Raw genomic sequence first — 26,675 nt, 5'->3', positions numbered from 1 at the left:
TTAGAAAAATAAATCGAACAAACGTTCCTTTTTAGGTTGATTTAGAACGTTTGTTCGTATATAATGAGATGAAAGGAGCGTGAGCATCATGAATTATTTACTAAAACAATCTCTTCATCAACAAATACCGATTGATATGATTTATATGAAGAAAAATGGAGAGTGCTCGAAACGAAAAATCATTGTACATCGTCAAACTGAACAGTTCATACAAGCGTATTGTTTATCGAAGAAGACGATCAGAACGTTTCGTAAAGACTGCATCCTTGCGCTTGCTCCTATCAAAGTGAACCATCCATCGGCACATGCCGTTTCATAATAAAAGCTCCTTCATTAGAAGGAGCTTTGAGAAAAAATTCACATCATTTTATCCATTGTGGTGCTTGTACATCCAAAGAAGTCCAGATTTTAAGAGTCTTGGAACACGACCAACAAGCGGGCGATCCGCTACTAAGCCAAAGCCGGCTTTTTTCCCTAAAGAGCCGAGTACGCCTTTTAACTTAAACTGCGGGTAAGCCTCAGGAAGCGGCTCGTTCTTCCAGCGTTTCTGTAGAGATTGCACAATTTGCTCTGCCTGTGCCTCGGCAAGCTGTGCACTTGGTGCGTGCGGCAAGCTTGCGCAGTCACCTACGACATAGACATGCTCATCTCCAGGGAGATTGTGATGAGGAGTTAAGACGACACGGCCTTGGGCGTCTTTTTCAACATCCATATCTCGCACGACTTTACTTGGCTGAATTCCTGCTGTCCACACGATGACATCTGCTTCAATGGCATCGTCATGGTTGTACACAACTCCTTCTTCAACCTTCGTAATATTGGCGCAATTAATGATCTTTACATCATTTTCTTCAAACCATTTTTGTACATATAAACTTAATCTTTTTGGGAAACTGGAAAGAATCAGTTCTCCGCGGTCAAAAAGAATGATGTTTAAATCAGAACGGCTTTCACGCAGTTCACTGGCCAGCTCTACCCCGCTAAGTCCAGCACCGACGATACCAACCGTTGCACCCGCACTCAAATTGTTTAATTTGTTATACGTATGTCTTGACTGATCAATGGTTTGAATGCTGTATGTATGTTCTTTCGCACCAGGGACATTGTGATACTTGTCCTCACAGCCGAGTCCGATTACCGTATCATCATATGGAATCGGTTCACGGTCGCTAAATAAGATCTGTTTGTTTTCAATATCAATTTTTTCTACTTCCCCGTATTGAATATCCAGCTTCGGATGCTCTGGAAAAGATACTCGAATGTGATGATCAGAGATCGTTCCAGCAGCAAGTGCATAATATTCTGTTTTTAAACAGTGGTAAGGATTTCGATCAATTAATGTGATAGTAACATCATCAGGTAATTGATTTGGTAATAAGCGGTGGAGAACCCGCATATTACCGTAACCTCCGCCGATCAAGACTAAATTTTTCATGACGATTCTCCTTTTCCCCCTAGACATTGAAAAACACTTATACTAAAAAACTTTAAGTTAAAATACCAAATAAAATTATATCGAATTTACTGTGAAACCACAATAATTGTTTCAAAATAACCTACATATTCATTACTTAGTCCTAAATAGTAAAACATTTTACGGGGAATAGGCGTAACGATTTATTGAAGCTCATGTTTTGACTAATAGAAGGAATTTCGGTAGGATAGTAAGGCAAATGTGAGGTGAAGCACAGTGTTTCCACTGATCGAATTTTGTGTAAGTAATCTTGCACAAGGGTCTCAAGAAGCAAAAGAGAAACTTGAAAAAGACCCAAACTTAGATGTAATGGAATACGGCTGTTTAAGCTACTGCGGCAAATGTATGGACTCCCCATTTGCCCTTGTGAATGGAGAATTTGTTTCTGGAGAAAATGCAGAGCAGCTAGTTGAACGTATTTATGCTTTTATAGAGGAAAACGACATGTTTTAAATGCACCACATGGGTCATGAGGTGCATTTTTTTCATATATTCATTTTCCATTTTTCGGGAGAAAATGTAGAAAGCGTATCCAATATGTTATGCTAATAAAATATCATCAAAATGAAGCATCACACGAGAGAAAAAGAGACATATGCATAATAAAAGCCCTTTGCCATGGCAGCAAAGAGCTTCTATGTATGAAAAACGGGGGATGATAAGATTGTCTCCTGAATCGACTCCTTTTATACTATAAAGAAACAACATTTTTGGAGGACGCTCATGACATCATTTCAATTCACGAAAATGCACGGACTAGGAAACAATTATATATACGTCAATCAGATGAAGGAACAGCTTCCAGAAGAGCAGCTGTCAGAGATAGCGATCCGCGTTTCTTCTGTTTATACAGGTGTCGGTTCAGACGGAATGATCCTCATTTGCCCATCAGATGTTGCGCCTGTGAAGATGCGCATTTTCAACAATGATGGATCAGAGGGGAAAAACTGCGGTAACGGTCTGCGTTGCGTTGCTAAATATGTATATGAGCATCAAATCTTAACAGACACAACGTTTAAGATTGAGACATTGTCAGGACTTGTTGAAGCTACCGTTCATGTGCAGGATGGTCACGTTCAGTTAGTGACAGTAGATATGGGTAAACCTCGTTTTGAAAAAGAAGCGATGCCAATGCTTGGTGAACCGGCCAGTACAACGATCAATGAACCGCTTGATTTTGGCACGACGACCTTAAATGGAACAGCTGTTTCAATGGGGAATCCCCATATCGTATTCTATTTAGAAGACATTGAACAGGCGCCGCTTGATTCACTTGGGCCAATTATTGAAAAGCATGACATGTTTCCAGAAGGCGTCAATGTAGAATTTGTGGAACGTGTCAGTGAAACGGAACTGCATTTTCGCGTGTGGGAAAGAGGATCAGGGATTACGCAAGCGTGCGGAACAGGAGCATGTGCTGCGGCTGTATCAACGATTGTCAATGGACATGCGAAAAAAGAAACGGATATGACCGTTCATCTAGCTGGCGGAGACCTCATCATTCGCTGGAAAGACAATGACCATGTGCTGATGACAGGACCTGCTGAAACAATTTGTGACGGCACATTCTATCTCTAAACCATTTATTTGAGAAAAGGCAACATCACGTTTATAATTGAAAAGAAACATCCAGTCAAAAGGAGGGATGATCGTGAGTACACCAGTAACGATTACAGAAGCTGCTGCATTGCAGATTAAAGATATGATGAAAGAACATGAAGAAGAAAATGCGTTCCTACGAGTGGGCGTAAAAGGCGGCGGCTGCAGCGGTCTTTCATACGGAATGGGCTTTGACCATGAAGTTTCTGAGAAAGACACGCAGTTCGAACAGCAGGGCATCAAGGTCCTTGTCGACTCCGAAAGCCTTGACATCATGAACGGAACCATCATTGATTTCAAACAATCACTAATGGGCGGCGGTTTCACGATTGACAATCCGAACGCGATCGCATCATGCGGATGCGGTTCTTCGTTCAGAACAGCTACCAATACCGGTACGCCGGAAGAGTGTTAATATCTGACCATGGATAAAGATAAGCCTTCTTGTTTGTTTGCTTTATGAACAAGAAGGCTTTTTTTGTTTTATTAAGAAAGACAAATATAAAAGAGATGCTCGGTCAGCATCTCTTATTCCATTACTTCTTCTATTTTCAATAGTTCTTTATCCAAGACATCCACCAACTCTTCAGTGCTAAACAAATAAATCACCACTTCTTTATTGCCATCTTCCACATGGACTTCAACCTCAATTTTTATCTTGGCTCGTTCTCCAAGATACATCACTTCAAAGGTGCCCATTCTTTTTGTTTCATTGTTTTTATTCATTTTTTGAACGTTGGTGAGTATCTGTTTGATTTCTTGATCACTCAAACCAGAATCCAAAACCGAAGTGGATACACGCTTTAAAAAAGGTTCTAGCTGATCAACATCCATATTCAATCCTGCAGCGAACTGAGCATAATGTTTGTTAAAGTCTTTTGCAAACACTTCAACTGAACCGCCAATCATCAGTAACAAGCTTAAACTAATCATGAAACGCTTTATCATCTTTCCACCTATCCTTCATGACGATCTTCTCCTTCTTATATCGGTTGAACCAATCAAACCTTCATTGATTCCATTCCTTCTTAAACAATTTGTAAATCGCTCAATTTTGTTACAGCTTGTCCTCACAACTGGCTATTTCCTCTCGAAAAGAGTATCATGAGAACCAAACATAAACTGTCATCAGAAAAGAGGTTGCTGAGGTTTGAGTGAACAAATCAATTGCAGGAACTGTCATGAACTGATTCCGTATCGTTCAAAAACATGTCCATCTTGCGGGATAGACAAGCCGCTTCCGAAAAAGGAACGTGTGAAGGATCGGGTGATTTTGGTTGTGGCAGGAATTGTTGTGGTGTTACTTGCTGCAATGGTACTTGGAATGGCGAATGCCTATATTGGGATTTTTAAATAAACAAAAAAGGAGTTCCGCAGATGGAACTCCTTTTTTTGATCCGTTCTTATTTATTTTCAAATAAGCTTGTGGAATGAAGCGGCTGTACACGAGCTTTCGGGTCCATGTAAGCTTTGGCGTTGTTCACAGCAGTTGGTGCTTCACCAAATCCGCTTGCAATTAATTTGACTTTTCCTTCATACGTACAGATGTCTCCTGCCGCATAGAAACCTTCGATGTTTGTTTCCATTGTGGATTTGACCACGATAGAGTTCTTTTCGATTTCAAGGCCCCATTGTTTGATTGGTCCAAGGGAGGAAACAAAACCGAAGTTGACGATCACGTCGTCCACATCTAGTACTTGCTTTTTATCGCCTTTCACTTCTTCAAGCACAATTTGTTCAATGCGGTCTTCCCCAATGAGCTCAGTTGGCACAAATGGTGTCAGCACATTGACTTTCGAGTTGTGCAAGTTTTCTACACTGTGCTCATGTGCACGGAATTTATCACGACGGTGAATAATCGATACTTCTTTTGCGATTGGCTCGAGCATCAGTGCCCAGTCAACCGCAGAGTCTCCGCCGCCAAGAACAGCAACACGTCTGCCAGCGAATTGGTTCAAGTCATTGATGAAGTAATGCAGGTTGCTTCCTTCAAATGATTCTGCTGTATCTAGCTCAAGCTTTCTCGGTTGGAATGCACCGTTACCAGCTGTAATGATGATCGTTTTCGAATAATGAACCTCTTGATTCGTAACGAGTTTAAAAATACCATCTGCTTGTTTTTCAACCGTTTCCACAGCTTGCTCTAAGCAAATGGTTTGATCAAATTTATCCATTTGTTCCTTTAAATTATCAACTAATTCTTGTGCGCGGATTTTTGGGAAACCAGCCACATCATAAATGTATTTTTCAGGGTAAAGAGCGGATAGTTGACCGCCGAGCTGAGGAAGGCTTTCAATGATTTTCACACTTGCCTGTCTCATGCCTCCGTAAAACGCAGTAAACAATCCGACTGGGCCGCCCCCGATAACGGTAATGTCATATACCTTAGAATCTTCTTGCATTCCTTAATCCTCCCAAATGAAAATTGTTATCACTATATCATATCATACCACATATCGTCGTTTGACTTGTTTTGAAAAACTTGTCGTTTTTTGATGCCGATGCTGTGAAAAGGGGAAAAAAGAGAGAAAGACCGTTTATCCTAAGGATTTTCAGTTTAAAGCCTTGAAAAAAGGAGCAGAACTCGCTATTATTGTTAAGGGAACTAAATATTAATTTTTTATGAATTTTTGTCGGATACGGTCAAATGCTTTCGTTTTTTGTAGGTGAAAGTTCAGATTTTCACATACTTATTTTTTTGTTTAAATTTCATAAAATGCCGCAAAGCGGTTGAGAATAACGATATGTAATTCTTTATCCGTTTTACAGCAAATTTAAAAAAGGTGGATGTGATTCCAGTGAATAAACCGAAAATCGTTGTATTAGGTGCAGGTTATGGCGGATTAATGACTGTAACAAGATTAACAAAACAGCTTGGCACAAATGATGCGGACATTACTCTTGTGAACAAGCATAATTATCATTACGAAACAACATGGTTACATGAAGCAAGTGCAGGTACTCTTCATCATGACCGTTGTCGTTATCAAATCAAAGATGTGATTAACAGTTCCCGTGTCAACTTTGTACAAGCAACAGTTGAAAGCATTAATAAGGAAGAGAAGAAAGTTGTGACATCAGATGGCGAACTTTCTTATGACTACCTTGTTGTTGCGCTTGGTGCTGTTCCTGAAACATTTGGTATTGCAGGACTGAAAGAATATGCATTCTCAATCTCTAACATCAACTCTGCTCGTCAGCTTCGTGAGCACATTGAACTTCAATTTGCGACATATAATACGGAAGCTGAAAAGCGTCCAGAGCGTCTGACAATCGTTGTCGGCGGTGCAGGCTTCACAGGTATTGAGTTCCTTGGTGAGCTTGGAAACCGTGTACCTGAGCTTTGCAAAGAGTATGATATTGATCAAAAAGACGTGCGTATTATCTGTGTAGAAGCTGCACCAACAGCTCTTCCAGGATTTGATCCTGAATTGATCGACTATGCGATGAACTACCTTCAAGGTAAGGGTGTTGAGTTCAAAATCGGTACAGCGATCAAAGAATGTACGCCTGAAGGCATCATTGTTGGAAAAGACGATGATACAGAAGAAATCAAAGCAGAAACAGTTGTATGGGCTGCTGGTGTACGTGGTAACCCAATCGTTGAAGAAGCTGGATTTGAAAACATGCGCGGCCGCGTAAAAGTGTCTCCAGATCTTCGTGTACCAGAAAATGAAGATGTATTCATCATCGGTGACTGCTCATTAATCATCAATGAAGAAATTAATCGTCCATACCCACCTACTGCACAAATTGCGATGCAGCAAGGTGAAACAGTAGCGAAAAACCTTGCAGCACTAGTAAAAGGTGGCACGCTTGAAAGCTTTAAGCCAGACATCAAAGGAACAGTTGCTTCTCTTGGTGAACACGACGCTGTAGGTGTTGCGTTTGGTAAAAAACTTCAAGGAACAAAAGCTTCTGCAATGAAAAAAATCATCGACAACCGTTCATTATTCATGGTTGGCGGACCAGGACTTGTTCTGAAAAAAGGAAAATTCAAGTTCTTCTAAACCGATATAGACAAAAACGTGTATCCCTGTGGTACACGTTTTTTAATGTTTTACGGAATATTTTCTCACTTGGTACTGGACAGAAAAATATGTTATGATGAATTATCAGAAAATTTAGATTAAGGAGTGAGCAATATGAATGCACAAACGAAAGAAAAAAAGTCAACTTGTCAGTATTGTTCAGGAAAAGGATATTTTCAGTTATTGCTCGGCGGATCAGAAACATGTGAGGAATGTAAAGGGACAGGAAAGAAGCATTAATCTTACGGCTTTTTCCATTGATTGACTTCATCTCTATTTCCAAGTTAAACTAATGATGGGATATTTGGGGGTGGAGATGAAGTGATCAGTTTACCAGTCGTTATCATTTCAGTTATTTTATTTTTCGTGTTATTCTTCGGCATTGGCTTTTTGCTGAATATGCTGCTGAGAATGTCATGGATTATGGCAATTTTATATCCAATTGTATGCCTTTTCATTATCAATAATCAAAAGATGATCGCTTATGTAAGAGAACCAGGTATTGCTTTTTCCGGGATAGGAGACCGCATCGTTTCTCTTGCTGCGGCAGATATCATTATTTTATTAAGTGGTCTAATTGGTGCCATTGCCTCAGGTTTTGTCATCAATGCTCTTCGTAAAAGAGGCTATCAAATGTTTTAACTCACTTGTCTACACGCAAGTGGGTTTTTTTGTTTCTCCTTTGCATAGTTTCCATTTTGTTTGGAAACAAATAGATGGGTAGAGGAGTGACAAATAGAAATGAAAACATGGATGAAACGATTGTTCATGACAGTTCTGTTTATGCTTGCCATGATGACAAGCTTTACGGGCATATCTGGCGTAGAACCAAGTGATTTAGCTGCATGGGTGAAAGAGACCGATGCCGGTAAGCACGTATCTTCTTTTTTAAAGCATCCAAAAAGGCAGACGATGGTGGTGAAAAGTGACGATTTGCGTGCTGTTTCTCTCGAAGAAGCATTTAATTGGAACGATTATCCGAAGCAAAAGGTTGTCGCCACAGGTTATACAGCAGGTGTAGAATCAACAGGTAAGACGAAAGAACATCATGCATATGGCATTACATATTCAGGCGTCAAAGTAAAACGTGATTTATATTCAACCGTGGCAGCGGACCCATCTGTCTTTCCGATAGGAACTGTCCTGTTTATCCCCAATTATGGCTATGGTGTAGTCGCAGATACTGGGAAAGCGATTAAAGGTCATAAGCTTGATTTATATTATGAAACGGTTGATGATGTGTATAGAGAATGGGGTAAAAAAGTGCTGGACGTTTATGTGATTAAAAAGGGTGAAGGAACGCTGACAGAAAAAGACTTAAATCAGTTGAATGAAGCAGAATCGATGCAAGTGTTCCGGCAGCAGTTTCAAGCCAATAAAGAATAAAAAAGCTTTGGATCTCAAAAGGTCCAAAGCTTTTTCGTTTCTACATGAAGTAATAATCTAAGATGAGTGTGAGCAAAATTCCTGTTAAGCCGCCGAAGAAGACTTCAATCGGCTTATGCCCAAGAAGCTCTTTCAATTTCTTTTGCTTCTCTTTTTCTTCCGCACTTGGGAAGTTCTTTGCCTCGGCAACAAACCGGTTAAAATCTGTGACCAGTTTGTTCAGGACAGTTGCCTGTTCTCCTGCCTGTCTGCGAACACCTGTCGCATCAAACATCGTAATAATGGCAAAGATGGCGGAAATGGCAAAAATAGATGTTCCTAGCCCGTGCTCTAAAGCAACTGCTGTTGAGAGTGCTGTTACTGCTGCGGAGTGTGAACTTGGCATTCCGCCTGTGCTTGTAATGAGCGACCAATCTAGTCGTCTAGAAATGATAAATTGAATCGGTACTTTTACAAATTGTGCAAAAAAGATGGCTGCAAGGCTAGCAAGCAGCGGAAAATTCGTCAGTACGCTCATGAACAAGAAACATCCTCTCTTTAAGAAAAAATAACGTGCGAAATGATAAAGTATTTACCCTAGTAAGATAAAAAAATGATGGCAGTAAGAACTGTTGCCAAGTCCATGTTCATTATAACATTAAAGAAAGTAGATGTGGAACGAGGAGACCATGGACAGGCTGCTATTGATCGCTGCCGCTTTTTCATGATGCCCTTCCGCGTGCCAAAATATAAATGTTCTTCAAGGGAAGACAGGCTGGCAATGATCGTATCAGCACATAAATTTTGATATAATAGAAGTTCCAATGTGAAATATGGAGTTCATTGAAGGAGCGTGTGATAAATATGTTTTTCTCGACAAATGAGTTGCAACATAAAGATACACTGGCCATCGGACTTTTTCAAAAGAGCCAATTATCAGGAAAAGCAAAAGAAATGGATGAGTTACATGGAGGAAGAATCACTGAATTATTAAAAGAAGGCGATATTTCGTCTAAGCGAAATCAGCTTTCGAAATTTTTCCCATCCCCTGAAACCGGCATTAAACGCATTTATTTTGTCGGGCTTGGGAAGGAGTCAGATTACACGTTTGAAGAGGCAAAGGAAGTGTTTGCACATTTATTTAAAAAGCTTCATCAAGATAAAAAGCAAGCAGTTTCGGTTTTGCTTGATACATTCACAGGAAAGGATCTGCCTGTTCAAGATGCAGCCCATGCCCTTTCTGAAAGCTGCCTTTTAGCTACATATGAATTACAAGATTTTAAACATAAAACGAATGAACCGGATCGCTTTATCGAATTTGTTTATGCAACAACGGATCATGATGCTGCCGAAATTCAGGCAAGTTTGAAAGTGGGCGAAGTCTACGGACAATCGGTCAATTCGGCTCGTACACTTGTGAATATGCCGCCGAACATGCTCACGTCCTCTGATCTTGCATCCTATGCGGCAGAGCTTGCTTATAAATATGAATTCGAGATTGAAATTTTAGATAAAGAACAAATGGAAGAGCTCGGAATGGGCGGTATTCTAGCCGTTAATAGAGGCTCAACAGAACCACCGAAGCTGATTGTATTGAAATATCAAGGCAAGGAAGAATGGACAGACGTCATCGGCCTTGTCGGTAAAGGTATTACGTATGATACAGGTGGGTATTCCTTAAAGCCAAGAGCAAGTATGGTGGGGATGAAAACTGATATGGGCGGCTCAGCCTCTGTTTTAGGCGCAATGGAAATCATCGGTGAACTTCGTCCAGAGCAGAATGTCATTGCGGTCATCGCCTCAACAGATAATATGGTCTCAGCAGATGCGATGAAGCCAGATGACGTCATTGTCTCACTAAGCGGCAAAACAATCGAAGTGCTTAACACGGATGCAGAAGGCCGTCTTGTTTTAGCAGATGGTGTGACCTATGCGAAGCAGCATGGTGCCTCTGTGCTTGTGGATGTTGCGACATTAACAGGCGGTGTCATTGTGGCACTTGGGAATGAGACAACAGGCGTGATGACCAATAACGATGAACTGTATGCCCAGTTTAAAGAGGCATCAGAAGAATGCGGGGAAATGATTTGGCAGCTGCCGATCACCGAAAAAGATAAAAAACGAGTAAGAAACAGCAAAATGGCTGATCTGAATAACTCACCAGGCCGTGATGGCCATGCGATCATGGCAGGTGCATTTATCGGAGAATTCGCTGAAGACACCCCTTGGGTGCACTTAGATATTGCAGGAACAGCCACGACAGAAAAGCCTTCATGCTTTGGGCCAACAGGAGCAACAGGTGTGATGGTCAGATCATTAGCAACATTTGTGGAACGATTTGAACCGAAGAAATAAAGACAGAAGCTCTGCCAGTTGGCAGAGCTTTTTATGTAGGACATACACCATTTGACGAAGTAAATTTTCTATGGTAACATACGTTGGTACTTTAATTATCTACTACATTAGTAAACTAAAGGATTTCGGAGGTTTCACCATGAATGCAGTTGTTTTAGCGGTTGTTTTAATGTTGATATTAAGCTTGCTGCGGGTCAATGTCGTGATTGCGTTGGCACTTGGAGCTTTAGCGGGCGGCCTTGCAGGTGGATTAGGTCTAGGGGGAACAGTTCAAGCGTTCACTGACGGTCTTGGCGGAAATGCGACAGTGGCGATTAGTTACGCACTATTAGGTGCATTCGCAGCCGCACTGACGAAAACGGGTCTTCCTGATGCCATGGTCGAAGGAGCTGTGAAGCTTCTTGGAAAAGAAGGCGATTCTAGAAGAAAAACATTATCAAAAGTGCTCATTATTCTGGTTATTTTGATCGTATCTTGTTTTTCTCAAAACGTTGTTCCTGTTCATATTGCCTTTATTCCGGTCTTAATCCCGCCATTATTAAAGGTGTTTAACGAGCTTCAAATTGACCGCAGACTGCTAGCATGTGTGATGACTTTCGGACTTACTGCACCATATATTTTACTTCCGGTCGGTTTTGGACAGATTTTTCACGGAATGCTTCGTGACAACATGAAAGATGCAGGTTTAACAGTGAATTTAGCAGACATTCCGTATGCGATGCTGATTCCTGTAGGCGGCATGGTTGTTGGCTTGATCGTTTCACTTTTTGTCTATCGTAAGCCAAAAACATATGAGAATCGTGACATTACGGATGTAGAAAAATCAGCATATACAAAAAAGAGCTTATTCTTTGCTGGACTTGCGATCCTTGTATCACTTATTGTTCAGTTATATCTCTCTCAAAGCCTTGGCGTCGAAGGGATGATCTTCGGTGCGCTTGCAGGCTTGCTTGTCTTGTTTGTAACTGGAATGATGAAACGTGATGAAGCAGATGCGCTGATTACATCTGGCATGAACATGATGGCATTTATCGGATTTGTCATGCTTGTTGCAGCTGGATTTGCCAATGTTTTAACGAAAACAGGAGATATTGAATCTCTCGTCAAGGCGTCTTCTCAATTTATCGGAAACAGCCAAAGCTTAGCGGCTATTTTAATGCTACTGGTGGGTCTGCTAGTGACAATGGGCATTGGCTCATCATTTGCAACGATTCCGATTATTACGACGATCTTTGTCCCTCTTTGTTTACACTTAGGATTCAGCCCGATGGCGACTATTGCGATTATTGGTTCAGCTGCGGCGGTAGGAGATGCAGGTTCACCTGCAAGCGACAGTACACTCGGACCAACATCTGGACTGAATATGGATGGACAGCATCACCATATTTGGGGTACATGTGTCCCAACATTCGCCTTTTATAATATCCCGCTCGTCTTGTTCGGCTGGCTTGCGGCAATTATGCTATAAATGAAAAAAGGTTCCTTACTCATAGAGTAAAGGAGCCTTTTCTGATATTAGGAAGCTGTTTGTTCTTTTCGAAAGGATGTGGCTTTTGAAACTGATCGATAAATTTTAGGTGCCAGCATCGCAAGGAGGATGGTCAGCGTGTAGTCTTTTACCATAAACCACATCATGAAGAACCATGTGGTTTGATAAGAGATTGGTGCGTTCAGCCATACATTTAATGCGATGTACGTATAAGTTGTCCCGATCACATACATCACGGTCGTTCCTGCAATGGCTGCAAATAAAAAGCGGCCAAAACCAGGGTTTTGTCTTTTTTCAAGAATGAATCCGGCAAGCCATGCAGCAGGAATGTATGATAACACAAAGCCACCGCTTTTTCCTAAAATAACGCCGAGACCCGCCGAGAACTGTGCGAATACAGGTGCACCAGCGATCCCAACAAGAGCATAGACAATCATGGCCAATGCGCCAAGTCGTCTGCCCAGCAAAAGACCAGCAAGCACACAAAAAAACGGCTGCATCGTAAGTGGGATTCCGCCGACCTGTAAAAATGGCACAATGGATGTGATATTGGCTCCGATAGCCATGAGTGCAGCAAACATCCCGACGAGCACAAAGTCAGCTGTTCTTGTCTTCTTTTGCATGATATTTCCCCCTGTCTTATCTGTACAAATAGATTAAGGGGAAGAGGTTCTTTTGTCAACTCATTTTTATTTTAGGTTAACAATAAAACCCGCCCCTGAAAAGGGCGGGCTACATATTAAGCTTCGGTCATGGAAGAGGTTTCAAGGGCTTTACTAACAGGCACATAATCATAGCCGAGATCACGAGCGACAGCTTCATAGGTGATATGTCCGTTCATCACATTGACGCCTTCAGCAATCGCCTTGTTTTCTTTGATCGCTTTTGCAGTGCCTTTATTTGCAATCTGCAGTGCGTATGGGACCGTGACATTTGTTAAAGCAACTGTCGATGTTCTCGGAACCGCTCCTGGCATATTGGCAACAGCATAATGTAAAATGCCGTGCTTTTCATAAGTAGGCTGATCATGTGTTGTGATATGATCGATTGTTTCCACAATCCCGCCTTGGTCAATGGCTACATCGACAATGACAGAACCAGGCTTCATTTGTTTCACCATTTCTTCTGTGACAAGGGTTGGAGCTTTAGCACCTGGGATGAGAACCGCACAAATGAGCAGGTCTGCCTCGCTCACTGAATCTGCAATGTTAACAGGATTAGACATTAACGTTTTCATTTGATGACCAAACTGATCGTCCAGCTGACGTAATCGTTCCGCATTTACATCAATAAGGGTGACATCTGCGCCAAGTCCGATCGCCATTTTCGCTGCATTTGTTCCAACGACACCGCCGCCAATAATGGTGACTTTCCCTCTCGATACTCCTGGCACGCCGGCGAGCAAAATGCCTTTTCCGCCTTTTGGCTTTTCTAAAAATTGAGCACCAATCTGAGCAGCCATTCTACCTGCTACTTCAGACATTGGCGTTAATAGAGGGAGTGATTTTCCGTCCGTTACCGTTTCATAAGCAATGGCTGTTACACCTTTTTGTTTTAATGCTTCAGCCAAGGAGGGCTCTGCTGCAAGGTGCAAGTACGTAAATAAGATCAGACCTTCTCTGAAATAAGCATATTCTTCAGGTAATGGTTCTTTTACCTTCATAATCATATCAGAAGATGCCCACACATCTTTCGCTTGATCAAGAATCTCTGCACCAACAGATACATAATCGTCATCAGTGAAACCGCTTCCAAAACCAGCGTTCGTTTCGATTAAAATCTGGTGTCCAGCTGAAAGCAATTGAGATGCTGCTCCTGGTGTTAATGCGACCCGGTTTTCATTGTTCTTAATCTCTTTCGGAATGCCGATGATCATATCAATTCCTCCTATGCTTATCTATTGATATTGTATGTCTAGTGTATCCTGAAAGTTTAGAAAATTCTTCGGTTGAATGAAAAAATTAAAAAACGCCTCTTTGTGAAATTTCACAAAGGGACGTTTTTTAGCTTCATATCAAGATAAATAGTCATTTTCTCATTCATGTTTTTTAAATCAATTTCTGCAATGTCCGTAATCCGCTTCAGTCTGTAATTCAGTGTGTTGATATGAATATTTAACTGCTTTGCGGCGATATTGGCGTTGCTGTCACAATCAATAAATCGTTCAAGGGTCTCGACGAGGTTGGAATGATGCCTGAGATCGTAATCCTCAAGCTTTGATAAAGAGTAACTGGAATAAGACGATCCCTTTCGTTTTTCAGCAAGCACATCTAAGTATTGATAAATACCCAGTTCAGAAAAGCTGTTTAATTGTTCTGTTTCCACAGGAAAGCGTTCTTTTGTTTTTAAGACGGCCAGTGCTTCTTTATAGGATGGCTGAATATGAGTAATGTGATCGTAAATTCCACCAATGGCCGCTTGAACGTCATGGAGCTGATACCGATCAGACAACTGCTTTAGCATGCCGCTTGTGAATTGTTTAATATCTTGAAGCGGATGTTCTGTTTTTGGCGAGACAAGAATAATGAATTCGTTAAAATCAACAGTCGTTAACAGCACCTGCACTTGCTGCGTTGTTTCAAGCAGATAGGAGAGCTTCTTTTCCGTATCTTCAGTGAGTTCATCACGAAGGCGAAAAATAATAATGGCATACGTGTCTGGACACCTCATCCCAAGTCTCAAGAAGAGATCAAGCATCTCATCCTTTTCATGAATATGTCCTGTGAGCATCTTCCAAAATAGCTCCTGATTGCGTTCTTCTGTTTTCGTTTTTCGAATTTGTAAATTGAGTAATTTGTTTTTCACGGCATGTGCTGCCATCTTGAGAAGGTCCATTTCTTCATCTGAAAAAGGCTGCGTGGATTCAATTGCCCAGATAAAGCCGAGCACCTCTTTGTCTTTCCATATGGAAATGGCAACCCTGCTGGATAGACCGACTTCTGCAATTTGAGGTACGCGAAGCGGTTCATCTGTTTTAAGGAGTGTAGGAATGATACCGTCTTTCCAAAGCCGATTAATGACTTTTTCCGGTACACGGCGGGAGATAATGGTTGAAGTTCTGGCGGGATCAGTGAAATCATTATGTGTGCTATAGGCTAATAATCGATGATGAGTATCTTCTATAGTAATAGGGCAATTGAGCACATCACTAATTTGGTCTGCCACATCCTCTAAACGATCAAGGCTATACTTAAATGGATCTGTCTTTTTTGTCATAAAAAACCCCTGCTTTTTCGAATATTTCACGTACTTACATTATGAAGAGAATCAGGTACGTAAATCAACAAAAAAATGCCATAATCATTAAAAAAACAAAAAGCTTGAGAAATGAGCACATTGGTCATGCGTTGATCACAAAAAGAAATAGTACAATAATAATGTAGTAAAAAATCAATAGGCGGAAAGATTCATGGAAGTGCACGCCCTTTTATTAAGAATATATGACCAAAAAACTGTTAAATACTAGATAAAGAGCGAAAAAACAGTAATTCTATAGACTCATTTTGTAAAATAAAAACAGATTTGTTTGACTGTGTATCATTTCTGTTTTTATAATAATAACGTCAAAAAATAAGTGGATTAGCCCATTATATGGCGGCTATGCACGGGAGGTAATGAGGAATATGTCAGGAATTATTCGCGTAACCCCAGAAGAACTAAGAGCGACCGCTAAGCAATATGGTGTTGAAAGTCAAGAAGTGTTAAACCAAGTTGATCGTCTAAATAGAATGATCTCTGACCTAAAAGGAATGTGGGAAGGTGCTTCTAGTGAAGCATTCGCTGATCAATACGAACAGCTTAAACCTTCATTCATCAAAATGTCTGATCTATTAACAGATGTCAGCAATCAGCTTGATCAAACTGCAAATACACTTGAAAGCACTGACCAAGACATCGCTAGCCAAATCCGCGGCTAATCAAAGGGATTTCCTTTCTAAGTGTGAAAAGCAGAAAAAGCGCCGAGTCTGTCAGTTGATGCCGGCGCTCTTTCTATTTTGTGAGGTGGAAATTTGTGTATATCGATATTACCATCGACTTAAAAAACTATGATGGCAGTGTGTTTGATTTGAGACTATCAAATTATTTACATATTAAACAAGTCATCCATATCGCCTGGCAGGCAAAACAAATCTCACTACCTAAACGAGATGGCGGATGGGTGCGTGTAGTCAATAAGAAAGCTGTGTTTTCAGGCGAATATAAGCTGTCAGACTGTGGAATCACCACAGGAGACAGGCTGGAAATACTATGAAAGGACTTTTGTAAATGGCAGATAAAAAGAGTTCCTATTTAGAAGAACAATTAGAAGCAGTCATGAAAAAAGAGGAAGGCACTTACACCTTCATTTTTCAAAGAGAGACAATTAAACTCTTAGACGGTTTAGAAGCGGCACCGATTAAAGACATCAATCCTTCATTTAAAAAAGAGATCCAATTAACCGAAGGTGAGGTCATCATTTCGATTCAACCGCCTCCTGCCTATCAGGAATTTCGTTTCATCCATGCAAAGGATGAAAAAAGCAAATGGATTTTTTCATACCAGCTTGTCGATGCAGTGTGCAAACACGACGTGAAGCGGCTGCATCCTATTGTTTCTCCTGAAAACATTGTTTTTCATCAAGGCTTAGCGCCTGCATTTTTGCATTACGGGGTCAAAGAAAGCATCCCGCCATATGAAACCGACCAACATCGTCTGTTAAAAGAGGTCAAAGCCGTCATTCTTCGAGTGGTGGACCATGAATATCAGTTTCAAGAATATTTGGCTTATCATGATACGTTGAAATTATCTGAGCTGGCAAAGGAAATAAGTGATACACAGTCACTGGAAGAATTGTCTGCTTTGATTCAACAAAAAATAGAAGCCATCGAAGCAAAAGAAAAGACGCTCTTAACCATTCCAAAAAAGAAATGGAAGATCGAACGATACATTGGACTTGGTCTCCTTGTTCTTTTGATTCCTGCATTGGTGTATACCGTTTACACGTTCTTTTTCGCCATGCCGAAACAAGAAGCGTATGTGGAAGCGAACAAGTATTATCTCAACAAACAGTACAGCCAAGTGGTGGATACGCTCGAAAAATACAAAGCCGATCAAATGCCAGTCTCTCTTCAATATGAACTGGCCATTTCGTATGTGCAAACGAATCAAGGGAATCTATTGCTTGACCAGCACAAAAAAGAAATCACGGATACGTACACATTGCAGACAGACCCGCAATACTTCCTGTTCTGGATTCATATTGGACAAGGCAATAGCAAGGAAGCTCTGGATATTGCAAGGGTGCTCGGGGACGACCGATACATATTCACAGCACTCGTCGCCTACCGCAATGAAATTCAAAATGACGACAGCCTATCTGCTGAAGAAAAACAAAAACAGCTAGATCCAATCATTAAGGAAATGGCGAAGTATGAAGAAAAAGAAACAACGGAGACGAGCACCAATGACTCCTCAGATGCAAGCCAAACAGATGAAACAGCTGAACAAAAAGAGCAGTCAAAAGCCGATCAGGAGAAAAAAGAGAAAGAATCTGATGCAAAAAAGAAAACCTCTCAGACGAAAAAAGATGAGAAAAAATAATTCTTTCGATACAACTGACAGTTGGTGCTGTCCGATGAGGAGGTGGAGCGTTTGAGTCTTCTATGGGTTTTTTATGAGGAAGATTATCAAACCGTCCGTTTAGATGAGCAGTTCAACCGAGAAGCTGTGATTGGACCTGAAATAGAGCATACAGTAACGATTCCTTCCCTTTCGTTTGATGAAGGATTGATTCGTTTATCTCCAGATGAAACGAATGACGGCTTTTCTCTTTATCAGGGCGAAAAAAAGAGAGGTCACTTACTTCCACATGAACCATGTCAGGTTGGTTCACTCACACTCATGTTGATGGATTCACATCATGATCAAATCATTTATTACCTAGGAAATAGAGTCGAAGTGACTATTTCAAGTGAAGAAATAGATGAAGCGGATGTGTGGAAAGAACAAGCCCATTCAATGTTTCAAGATGCCAAATCCTTCACGTTGGAAAAAATAGAAGGCACTTGGTATGTCATTCCCCAAGATGAGACGATCTATGTGAACGGGAAACAGCTGCACGGTCCACAGCAGCTTCTTGCTGGGGATGAGCTGTTTTGGAACTTTTTGACGCTGTCATTGAAAGATGATGATTTATTGCAAGTAACAGCATTTGAACCATTTCAAACACGTTTAGAAAAAACAAGGCCGCCGAGTACCGAAACGAAACAAAAATATCCTTTATATAGACGAACACCACGTTTGATTTACGATCTGCCAGATGACCGGGTGTCTTTCAGCTTTCCTTCACAGGAGAGTGAAAATAACGGCAGAGGACTTTGGCTCGTGGTTCTTCCGCCGCTTGTCATGCTGATTGTCATGGGGATCGTGGCCCTTGTTCAGCCGCGGGGTTTCTTTATTGTCGTGTCGATGGCGATGTTTATTATGACGTTAATTACTTCGTCCGTTCAATATTTTAAAGAAAAATCACAGCGCAAAAGACGAGAAGAGAAGCGGCAACGCGTTTACTCGCTTTACTTAGAAAATAAGCGGAAAGAGCTGCAAGAGCTGTATGACCGTCAACAATTTATTTTAACGTATCATTATCCGTCTTTTGAACAAATGAAATATTTGACGTCAGAAATCAGCGGGCGTATTTGGGAAAAGACGCTTGTCAGTGATGATTTTTTACAGCTGCGTCTCGGGACAGGTGCAGTTCCTTCAAGTTATGAATTATCGACGAGCGGCGGCGATATGGCCAATCGTGACATCGATGATTTAATGGAACAAACACAGCATATGCAAAACGTCTATCGCGAGGTAAAAGATGTACCGATTACGTTCGGTCTTGCGGACGGTCCAACCGGATTAATAGGAAAACCGGCAATTGTCAAAAATGAGCTTCACCAGCTTGTCGGCCAGCTTGCTTTCTCGCACAGCTATCATGATTTGAGATTTGTTTTTATCTTTAATGAACAGGAGTATGAGAACTGGGAATGGATGAAATGGCTGCCGCACTTCCAACTTCCTCATACATACGGGAAAGGGTTTATATATAACGAACAAACACGTGATCAGCTCTTGTCTTCTATTTATGAAATTTTGCGAGAGCGTGATCTGGAAGAGGAAAAAGAGAAAAAAATCTTTACGCCTCACTTTGTGTTTATCGTGACAAACCATGAACTCATTGCGGAACATGTGATTTTAGAATACCTAGAAGGCAGCCGGACGGATTTAGGCATCTCAATTATCTTTGCGGCAGAAACAAAGGAAAGCTTGGCTGAAAATATTTCAACGCTTGTTCGTTACATTAACGAAGAAGAAGGAGATATTCTCATTCAGCATAAGAAGGCCGTACGAATTCCATTTCAGCTGGATGCACATGAGCGAGCGGACAATGAGTTGTTTGCCAGAACCTTAAGAACATTAGATCATCAAGTCGGGATGACCAACTCAATTCCAGAAACGGTCTCCTTCCTTGACCTGTTTCATGCCAAACAGGTAGATGACATTGGCATTCGTGAAAAATGGCTGACATCTGAAACAGCAAAGTCATTATCTGTGCCTATCGGTTATAAAGGAAAAAACGATATTGTCGATCTGAACCTGCATGAAAAAGCACATGGCCCACATGGTCTGTTAGCGGGAACAACGGGATCAGGAAAAAGTGAGTTTTTACAGACGTATATTTTATCCTTGGCTGTACACTTTCACCCGCATGAAGTGGCGTTCCTGCTCATTGATTACAAAGGAGGCGGAATGGCGCAGCCGTTCCGAAATATTCCGCACTTACTTGGTACGATCACAAACATTGAAGGCAGTAAAAACTTTAGTGAAAGAGCGCTTGCCTCTATTAAAAGTGAACTGAAGAAAAGGCAGCGCTTGTTTGATCAGTATCATGTGAATCATATCAATGACTATACGAAACTCTATAAAGAGAAAAAGGCGGAACAGGCGATGCCTCATTTGTTCTTAATCTCTGATGAGTTTGCTGAATTAAAAAGTGAAGAGCCAGATTTTATTAGAGAGCTTGTCAGTGCCGCGCGGATTGGACGAAGTCTCGGTGTTCATCTCATTTTAGCGACACAAAAGCCTGGCGGGGTCATTGATGATCAAATTTGGAGTAACTCCCGCTTTAAAGTCGCATTAAAGGTACAAGATGCATCAGACAGTAAGGAAATTTTGAAAAATAGTGATGCAGCGTCGATTACCGTGACAGGTCGTGGATATTTACAAGTGGGGAACAATGAAATCTATGAATTATTCCAGTCGGCTTGGAGCGGTGCACCGTATATGGAAGATGGCTACGGATCAGAAGATGACATCGCCATTGTAACGGACACTGGACTGATCCCATTATCAGGGGTAAGTACAGAGCCGGCTGTGAAAAAAGAGACAGTGACGGAAATTTCCGCTGTTGTGGATGAAATTGAACGTATGCAGCAGGAGCTTGGAATTGAAAAGCTTCCGAGTCCATGGCTTCCACCGCTTGAAGAACGGATTCCAAAAACACGTTATGCATCAAGTGAAGAGCACGTCTTCCATTTCGCTCTTGTCGATGAGCCAGATCAGCAAAGCCAGCATCCACTTTCTTATCAAATGATGGAGGATGGAAATATTGGCATCTTCGGTTCATCCGGCTACGGCAAATCACTTGCTGCCACAACACTGCTTATGAGCTTCGCAGAAAGATATTCACCTGAAGAATGGCATGCATATATTTATGACTTCGGTAACGGCACCTTGCTACCGCTTGCAAAACTGCCGCATACGGCTGATTATTTCTTAATGGATCAAATGAGAAAGATTCAAAAGTCGATGAAGCGTCTTCGTGAAGAAGTTGAATATCGCAAGCGTTTATTTAGACAGCAGGAAATGAGTCATATCAAAATGTACAATGCGCTGAATGAGAAAAAGCTTCCATTCATATTTATCGTGATTGACAACTTTGACATTGTGAAAGACGAAATGCATGAACTCGAATCTGAATTTATTCAGTTAAGCCGTGATGGACAATCGTTAGGCATTTATTTCTTAATCACAGCGACTCGTGTCAACGCAGTCCGTCAATCGCTTATGAACAATTTGAAAACAAAGATTGTCCATTATTTAATGGATCAAGGAGAGGCATACTCCATTATTGGCAGACCGAAATTCAGCTTAGAGCCAGTTCCAGGCAGAGTCATTATCAACAAAGAAGAGCTTTACTTTGCCCAAATGTTCCTGCCAGTTGAAGGAGAGAATGATCTCGAATTGTTTGAGCATTTAAAACAAGAGATTCAGCTTCTAGATGCTCGCTTTGAATCAGCTGAAAAACCAAAACCTGTGCCGATGCTTCCTGATAAACTGACCATTTGGGAGCTAGAGAGTCGCTTAGAAGAACAAAAACAGCCGTATGACATTCCAGTCGGACTAGATGAGGAATCTGTTGCACCTGTTTACTTTGACTTGAAGAAGAATAAACACTGCCTCATCATCGGTCAAACGCAGCGAGGGAAAACAAATGTGACCAAACTAATGCTTGATCAGCTATTAGTAGCAAAACCTGAGAAGCTGGCCGTCTTTGATTCGATTGATCGGGGGCTCTCTCATTATGCAAAAGAAGAGAACATTGATTACCTTGAAACAAAGGATGATATCACAGAATGGGCAGAGGAAATAGATCGTTTATTCAAGGTGCGTGAAGAGATGTACGTCGAAGCTGTGCGCCGGGGAGAGACTGATCAGTTGTCGTTCTCTCAAATTGTGCTTGTGATTGATGGCATTACGCGTTTTCAGCAGACAATCGACCCGCGTCTTCAAGATCAATTGGCTGATTTCATGAAGTCATATGCACACTTAGGCTTCAGCCTGATCGCATCAGGAAATCATACCGAATTCAGTAAAGGCTATGATGCACTCACAAACGAAATCAAACAGGTTCGTCATGCCATGTTACTGATGAAAAAATCAGAGCAAAACATCATACCGCTTCCGTATGCAAGACAAGAACCAGAAATTCAGCCAGGATTTGGATATTTGGTTGAAAATGGGAAAGAGAAGAAAATCCAGGTTCCTTTATGTGCGGTAGAAAGGAAGAGTGTTCAATGACAGAGCAGCAAAAAAGCTCCATCAAAATCGTGTCGACCATGATACTGATTCTGGTCTTGCCGGTTCTATTTTTCCATCTCATTGGGGATGATCCGGCAAAACAGAAAAAGAATGCCACACGTAACATTGCCGTGGTCAATGAGGATATGGGGGCGAGCGAAAGTGAAAATACCGCTCGTTTCGGACAGGATGTGGTGGCGGCATTATCAGAACGTCCAGATTACACATGGACAGTCGTCAATCGAAGTGCGGCAGAAAATGGCCTGAAAAATAGAAAGTACGATGCAGTTCTCTATATTCCATCTGACTTCTCTAAAAATGTGCTGAGCTATGATAAGGATCATCCTGAGAAGGCATCTATCCAATTCTCGATCCAAGATCAGCTGAATGCAGTAAATAAAGAAAAAGTACAAAGAGAGCTAGAAAATGCTCAAAAGAAAATGAATGAACAAATGTCGACTTTATATTGGAGTTTTGTATCACAGGAAATCGGCAATGTCAGAGAAGAGTTTGAGCATATTGTTGGCAAAGAGGTCGAATTCCAAAACACGATGTACAACTTCTATAAGCCAAATTCAAACAAACTATCTGATGCCGTCCAGCAGCAGAAGAAACAAATAGAAGAACTAAAAAATGCGATGGCCGATTCACAAAAACAGTATAAAGACGGTTTAAGTACAACAGAAGAAGCGAAAAGCCAGCTGAAGGATTTCGTAAAAGTAGTCGATCAATATCAGCAGTATCAAGACAAACAAAAGGATCTCTTGATCAAAGCGCAATCGACAAGCAAAAAACAAATCCAGCAAGGACTCAAACAGCTTGCGGAGATTCAAAACCAAAATGCCCGCAGCTTTAGCGATCAAATGGGCGGACTCAAAACCGATATCAATGGGGTCCAAAGTCAGCTTAAAACAACGGACAGCGCAATTCAATCTGTTCAAAAGTCGAGGGAAGAAGCTATTCCTAAGCAATCGACGGGATTAAAGGAACTTGTGAAGGCGTCTCAGGAAGAACTGATTAGTAATTATGAAGCTCAATATCTTGCATATATAGGGGATAAAATTACTCTGTTGCAAGAGCAATTGAAAGCTTCAAGAAAGGCATTGCTTGAAGCAGAGAAACCGAAAGAGGATCCGAATGAGGATTCGAATAATCAAGATGAAGACCAAAAAGATTCGTCAGACGATTTGAAAATCGATCTTGAAGAAGAGACGAAGAAATTAACTGAAATCTCAACAGAAATAAATCAAGTGGCAGATGAGTTGTCAGGAAATGAAGAAACGACACCTACTCCAGAAAATCCAGACCAAACTGGGGAAACCAAATCAACGTCAGTTCAATCAAAAGAGCAACTAAAAGCACTGTCTCTAAAATTAGAAGAAGTGAAAAAGAATATCGAGGAGAAAACCAAAGCTCATAATGATCAATTACAAGGAAAAGTCGATCTTTTGAGTAAAGAACTAAAATCTTTAACAGATAAAATAGACAAACTAGAAGAAAAAATAATAAGAATAGAAACTAGTAACAATAAAAACATAAGTGATATAAAGAAATCCATTATCAAACAAGAATCTTCTATTACAAGAAAATTAGAACGAATAGAAACAACTCAATCTCCATTAAATCAATATACATCAAAAATGGATAAAATTGGTGGTTTCGATACAAATTCAGAAAATGCATCAGAATTATTAAAGTATTCAAATGAATTAGCACAGTATGAAGCATTACTTAACAGCTTCTATCCAAAGAAGGATCCTTCTTCTTTGGTCGACACAAAAGGAGATGAAATCCAGTCCATCCTTTCCATCAAAAAAGAAGAAACGGAAAACTGGGATACACTCAAAAATCAGATGCTGACGTCAAATGATGATGTGTCTACCTTTATTGATGAGATGCAAAAATTCTCAGATGGCTACGCAGAATACATTTCGACTCAGCAGGCAAGTATGGAACAGGAGTTAAATGCCATTTCTGAAAGTGCGGACACAGTAGCTGAACAAATGGCTGATCAAGGAGATGCGGTGTATACAGCAGACCTTGCGGGCAGTTCGATTGTTGTGAGTGCACAGGATTCAATTGGTCAGGAAGTGCTTCGTCTTTCTGAAAATATGAGCTCGTTAACCGACCGCCAAAAAGGGGTGGCCGATTATACGAATAATATTGAAGAAAGTGTCACAACCGTCCAAGAAAAAGCAGACACGTTGAACGAAAACTGGAGTAAGAATGTCAATTCTACGAAGCTTGTTCAACAAGATTTAAAGGGTATTTTAGGCAACACTTTAGACGATCAAGGCAACAGCAACTATGTGTATAACCATTTAGCTAATCCGCTGAAAATTAGCGGCGATGTGCCAGAAGAAAAAACGCAGACTGTACCGCCAGTAGTCATTTTGGTTATTGTGATGATCAGCAGTTTGTTGATTGGCTTTTTTAGCTCGTACTATGCGTCAGCGCCAATGCTGGTCAAAGGTGCACTCTTTGGTATTTTAAATCTGCTAGTCGGGCTCATGATCAGCCTGTTTGGACTCAACATTTACAAACTAGCTGATGACCAAGCCATTCAATGGTCGATCTTTACGATTTTGTTGCTAGTGGCATGCTCTGCCTTTATTCGCACAGCTTTCCTTTTCGGTTCAATTGCCGGATGGATGGCAGCAACGGTGCTTATTTTCTTCTTTGTTGCACCGTTAATTGATTTGGTCATGCCAAACTTCCATTTTACAAATCCAGTGACAGACGTGTATCTGTCCATCCAATATGGAAATGGAGACAACTTCGGTATGGGCATCACAGGGCTACTGATTTTAACGATATTGTTCATGGTCATTCCACTAGTGAAGAAGCTATGGAAAGACAAAACAGAGGAACGTGATGTCACTCATGAGGCTTAATCTATTCGTCAAAGGGATGGCACTTGGTGTCATATCCCTTTTTCTCCTCAGTCCTGCTGCTTTTGCTGCTACAGGTGAAGATACGGATACGAATGTCAAGCCGAATGAATATCAAGAAAAGAACCTCAATATTAATTCGAGTATATTGAGGGATCAAACGAAATACGAACAAAGCAAAACAACATCTAAAGTCAAAACGGACATTCACTTTGCTGACCCGCCTAAGACCTCTGGTGGTCAACTTTCGCCGCAGCTTTTTAGTGATCTGAAAGACAATCCGCCTAAAACGCCAGCTCGTATGATGAAAGAGATGGATATCTCTTTCAGCGATTCGGCTGTATCAACGCCTTCTGGCGATGATCATGAAAAGCAGAGATCGGCACTTCTGCCAATCATTTTTGGCATCTTGATCGCCTTTGGCATCATTGTCATGATCATTCTCATTCCAAAGGTGAATGTGAAGACGGAAAAGAAATAGCCTGCCTTATGAAAAGGGCAGGCTTTTCTTTATGCAGATTGCTTGATGTGATACCGATTCACTATTTAAAATAGTGTTATCAAGGGAGGAGATTGTCATTCGAATTTCAATCGTCACAGGCGGATCAAAAGGATTTGGTTTAGCACTTGTCAAACAGCTACTTTCACGCGGGGATAACGTGTATACCGCTGCAAGAAGTGAGTCGCCACTATCCCATCCACACCTCACGCATTCACAGGTCGATCTCACTGATGAGGAATCGGCTGCAAAGTGGCTTCAGGGCATCTTGTCCTCGCAAACTCTCGCAGACGCTGATGACGTCTTGCTTGTCAATAATGCAGGAATGGTGACTCCTATCAAGCGTGCAGGGCAAGGCGGAGAGGATACGCTTCATCAGCATTATACGCTGAACCTTGTCATCCCTGTTTTGCTCAGTCATGTGTTTGTGAGAGAGACACAATCTCTTGAAGGGAAGAAAATCATCGTGCATCTTTCTTCTGGAGCAGCTAAAAATCCGTACAAAGGATGGAGTGCCTATTGTAGCTCAAAAGCAGGGCTTGATATGTTTATGAGAACTTTACATGAGGAACAGCAGGACGAAGCATATCCTGTCACCACGTTTTCCTTTTCGCCCGGTACGATTGATACGGATATGCAGGGAGAGATTCGGAAATCCTCCAAACAGGACTTTGAACAAATTGAGCGGTTTCAGCAATTACATGAAACAGGTACGCTAAAGAGCCCAGATGAAGTGGCCGGTATTTTACTCGACCTTCTAGCAGATGACCCAGCTGGCGGTTGTGTATACGATGCCCGTGAGTATGGAAAAAAGCAGTCATAACGGCTGCTTTTTTCGTATTGTACAAGCAAAGACAGCTTATCG

25 protein-coding genes are annotated in these 26,675 nt (G+C 41.2%); 18 read left to right on the top strand and 7 right to left on the bottom strand.

Annotation, left to right across the window (positions count from 1 at the left end; all coding sequences use genetic code 11):
* Nucleotides 1-88: 88 nt before the first annotated feature.
* On the top strand, nucleotides 89-319 hold the full coding sequence (locus tag MKY11_RS15580; RefSeq protein ID WP_008346816.1) for a hypothetical protein: 231 nt from the start codon (nucleotides 89-91) through the stop codon (nucleotides 317-319).
* 48 nt (nucleotides 320-367) lie between these two features.
* Here MKY11_RS15580 and MKY11_RS15575 read toward each other — a convergent pair whose 3' ends face one another.
* A complete protein-coding gene (locus MKY11_RS15575; RefSeq protein WP_039168948.1) occupies nucleotides 368-1,435 on the bottom strand; it encodes an NAD(P)/FAD-dependent oxidoreductase in 1,068 nt (355 codons plus the stop codon).
* Between the two features lie 255 nt (nucleotides 1,436-1,690).
* Between MKY11_RS15575 and MKY11_RS15570 the strand changes: the two genes are divergently transcribed.
* The 3 genes from MKY11_RS15570 to erpA all read left to right on the top strand — a co-directional run bounded on the left by MKY11_RS15570 (nucleotide 1,691) and on the right by erpA (nucleotide 3,488).
* Nucleotides 1,691-1,927, top strand: coding sequence for a YuzB family protein (locus MKY11_RS15570; protein ID WP_008346813.1), 237 nt, complete (start codon nucleotides 1,691-1,693; stop codon nucleotides 1,925-1,927).
* Nucleotides 1,928-2,197: 270 nt separating this feature from the next.
* The gene (gene dapF / locus MKY11_RS15565) at nucleotides 2,198-3,052 is read left to right on the top strand and encodes a diaminopimelate epimerase (RefSeq protein ID WP_335364572.1); all 855 of its coding nucleotides are present in this window, start codon (nucleotides 2,198-2,200) and stop codon (nucleotides 3,050-3,052) included.
* A 73-nt stretch (nucleotides 3,053-3,125) separates the two neighbouring features.
* Nucleotides 3,126-3,488: an iron-sulfur cluster insertion protein ErpA gene (gene erpA, locus MKY11_RS15560; protein WP_017358921.1), complete on the top strand. Its 363-nt coding sequence runs from the start codon at nucleotides 3,126-3,128 to the stop codon at nucleotides 3,486-3,488.
* A 113-nt stretch (nucleotides 3,489-3,601) separates the two neighbouring features.
* On the opposite strand, the gene MKY11_RS15555 is transcribed toward erpA, so the two are convergent.
* On the bottom strand, nucleotides 3,602-4,021 hold the full coding sequence (locus MKY11_RS15555) for a hypothetical protein (protein ID WP_274660907.1): 420 nt from the start codon (nucleotides 4,019-4,021) through the stop codon (nucleotides 3,602-3,604).
* A gap of 202 nt (nucleotides 4,022-4,223) precedes the next feature.
* Between MKY11_RS15555 and MKY11_RS15550 the strand changes: the two genes are divergently transcribed.
* On the top strand, nucleotides 4,224-4,430 hold the full coding sequence (locus tag MKY11_RS15550) for a hypothetical protein (RefSeq protein WP_008346803.1): 207 nt from the start codon (nucleotides 4,224-4,226) through the stop codon (nucleotides 4,428-4,430).
* A gap of 46 nt (nucleotides 4,431-4,476) precedes the next feature.
* Here the strand turns inward: MKY11_RS15550 and yumC are convergent, their stop codons facing one another.
* Nucleotides 4,477-5,475, bottom strand: a complete 999-nt coding sequence (gene yumC, locus MKY11_RS15545; RefSeq protein ID WP_039181175.1) for a ferredoxin--NADP reductase 2 — start codon at nucleotides 5,473-5,475, stop codon at nucleotides 4,477-4,479.
* 390 nt (nucleotides 5,476-5,865) lie between these two features.
* On the opposite strand from yumC, the gene MKY11_RS15540 reads away from it, so the two are divergent.
* The 4 genes from MKY11_RS15540 to MKY11_RS15525 all read left to right on the top strand — a co-directional run bounded on the left by MKY11_RS15540 (nucleotide 5,866) and on the right by MKY11_RS15525 (nucleotide 8,490).
* Nucleotides 5,866-7,083 (top strand): NAD(P)/FAD-dependent oxidoreductase, encoded by a 1,218-nt coding sequence (locus MKY11_RS15540; RefSeq protein WP_160758061.1) that lies wholly within the window; start codon nucleotides 5,866-5,868, stop codon nucleotides 7,081-7,083.
* Nucleotides 7,084-7,218: 135 nt separating this feature from the next.
* On the top strand, nucleotides 7,219-7,344 hold the full coding sequence (locus tag MKY11_RS15535; protein WP_008346797.1) for a YuiA family protein: 126 nt from the start codon (nucleotides 7,219-7,221) through the stop codon (nucleotides 7,342-7,344).
* 81 nt (nucleotides 7,345-7,425) lie between these two features.
* Nucleotides 7,426-7,746 (top strand): YuiB family protein, encoded by a 321-nt coding sequence (locus tag MKY11_RS15530; RefSeq protein WP_003212933.1) that lies wholly within the window; start codon nucleotides 7,426-7,428, stop codon nucleotides 7,744-7,746.
* A gap of 99 nt (nucleotides 7,747-7,845) precedes the next feature.
* Nucleotides 7,846-8,490, top strand: coding sequence for a 3D domain-containing protein (locus MKY11_RS15525; protein ID WP_072368222.1), 645 nt, complete (start codon nucleotides 7,846-7,848; stop codon nucleotides 8,488-8,490).
* Nucleotides 8,491-8,530: 40 nt separating this feature from the next.
* On the opposite strand, the gene MKY11_RS15520 is transcribed toward MKY11_RS15525, so the two are convergent.
* Entirely contained in the window at nucleotides 8,531-9,007 is a 477-nt protein-coding gene (locus MKY11_RS15520; protein WP_024719744.1) for a divergent PAP2 family protein, read from the bottom strand.
* Nucleotides 9,008-9,333: 326 nt separating this feature from the next.
* On the opposite strand from MKY11_RS15520, the gene MKY11_RS15515 reads away from it, so the two are divergent.
* The gene (locus tag MKY11_RS15515) at nucleotides 9,334-10,824 is read left to right on the top strand and encodes a leucyl aminopeptidase (RefSeq protein WP_008346787.1); all 1,491 of its coding nucleotides are present in this window, start codon (nucleotides 9,334-9,336) and stop codon (nucleotides 10,822-10,824) included.
* A gap of 139 nt (nucleotides 10,825-10,963) precedes the next feature.
* Nucleotides 10,964-12,292, top strand: a complete 1,329-nt coding sequence (locus tag MKY11_RS15510; RefSeq protein ID WP_024719743.1) for a Na+/H+ antiporter family protein — start codon at nucleotides 10,964-10,966, stop codon at nucleotides 12,290-12,292.
* A gap of 47 nt (nucleotides 12,293-12,339) precedes the next feature.
* Here the strand turns inward: MKY11_RS15510 and MKY11_RS15505 are convergent, their stop codons facing one another.
* The 3 genes from MKY11_RS15505 to MKY11_RS15495 all read right to left on the bottom strand — a co-directional run bounded on the left by MKY11_RS15505 (nucleotide 12,340) and on the right by MKY11_RS15495 (nucleotide 15,529).
* The gene (locus MKY11_RS15505; protein ID WP_058336874.1) at nucleotides 12,340-12,936 is read right to left on the bottom strand and encodes a biotin transporter BioY; all 597 of its coding nucleotides are present in this window, start codon (nucleotides 12,934-12,936) and stop codon (nucleotides 12,340-12,342) included.
* 116 nt (nucleotides 12,937-13,052) lie between these two features.
* Entirely contained in the window at nucleotides 13,053-14,189 is a 1,137-nt protein-coding gene (gene ald / locus MKY11_RS15500) for an alanine dehydrogenase (RefSeq protein ID WP_212360848.1), read from the bottom strand.
* A 110-nt stretch (nucleotides 14,190-14,299) separates the two neighbouring features.
* Complete coding sequence (locus MKY11_RS15495) at nucleotides 14,300-15,529, bottom strand: PucR family transcriptional regulator (RefSeq protein ID WP_008345900.1); 1,230 nt, start codon at nucleotides 15,527-15,529, stop codon at nucleotides 14,300-14,302.
* 407 nt (nucleotides 15,530-15,936) lie between these two features.
* On the opposite strand from MKY11_RS15495, the gene MKY11_RS15490 reads away from it, so the two are divergent.
* From MKY11_RS15490 to MKY11_RS15460, 7 genes are all read left to right on the top strand, one after another.
* Nucleotides 15,937-16,230: a WXG100 family type VII secretion target gene (locus tag MKY11_RS15490; protein WP_003213769.1), complete on the top strand. Its 294-nt coding sequence runs from the start codon at nucleotides 15,937-15,939 to the stop codon at nucleotides 16,228-16,230.
* Nucleotides 16,231-16,325: 95 nt separating this feature from the next.
* Nucleotides 16,326-16,565 carry an EsaB/YukD family protein gene (locus tag MKY11_RS15485; protein ID WP_008345897.1) on the top strand — a complete coding sequence of 80 codons (240 nt, stop codon included), beginning with the start codon at nucleotides 16,326-16,328 and terminating at the stop codon, nucleotides 16,563-16,565.
* Nucleotides 16,566-16,579: 14 nt separating this feature from the next.
* Entirely contained in the window at nucleotides 16,580-17,893 is a 1,314-nt protein-coding gene (gene essB / locus MKY11_RS15480; RefSeq protein WP_061420092.1) for a type VII secretion protein EssB, read from the top strand.
* Nucleotides 17,894-17,944: 51 nt separating this feature from the next.
* Nucleotides 17,945-22,420, top strand: coding sequence for a type VII secretion protein EssC (gene essC / locus MKY11_RS15475; RefSeq protein WP_342501581.1), 4,476 nt, complete (start codon nucleotides 17,945-17,947; stop codon nucleotides 22,418-22,420).
* On the top strand, nucleotides 22,417-25,314 hold the full coding sequence (gene esaA / locus MKY11_RS15470) for a type VII secretion protein EsaA (RefSeq protein WP_342501580.1): 2,898 nt from the start codon (nucleotides 22,417-22,419) through the stop codon (nucleotides 25,312-25,314). The genes essC and esaA overlap by 4 nt, the downstream gene beginning before the upstream one ends.
* On the top strand, nucleotides 25,295-25,792 hold the full coding sequence (essA, locus tag MKY11_RS15465; protein WP_072368217.1) for a type VII secretion protein EssA: 498 nt from the start codon (nucleotides 25,295-25,297) through the stop codon (nucleotides 25,790-25,792). Before esaA ends, essA begins: the two co-directional genes overlap by 20 nt.
* Before the next feature lie 97 nt (nucleotides 25,793-25,889).
* Nucleotides 25,890-26,633 (top strand): (S)-benzoin forming benzil reductase, encoded by a 744-nt coding sequence (locus MKY11_RS15460; protein ID WP_342502115.1) that lies wholly within the window; start codon nucleotides 25,890-25,892, stop codon nucleotides 26,631-26,633.
* Nucleotides 26,634-26,675 lie beyond the last annotated feature (42 nt).

It is taken from the genome of Bacillus sp. FSL W7-1085, assembly GCF_038595035.1.
Lineage (GTDB): Bacteria > Bacillota > Bacilli > Bacillales > Bacillaceae > Bacillus > Bacillus altitudinis.
Note: the sequence above shows the minus strand (reverse complement) of the source record. Positions and strands in the feature narration are given on the sequence as shown.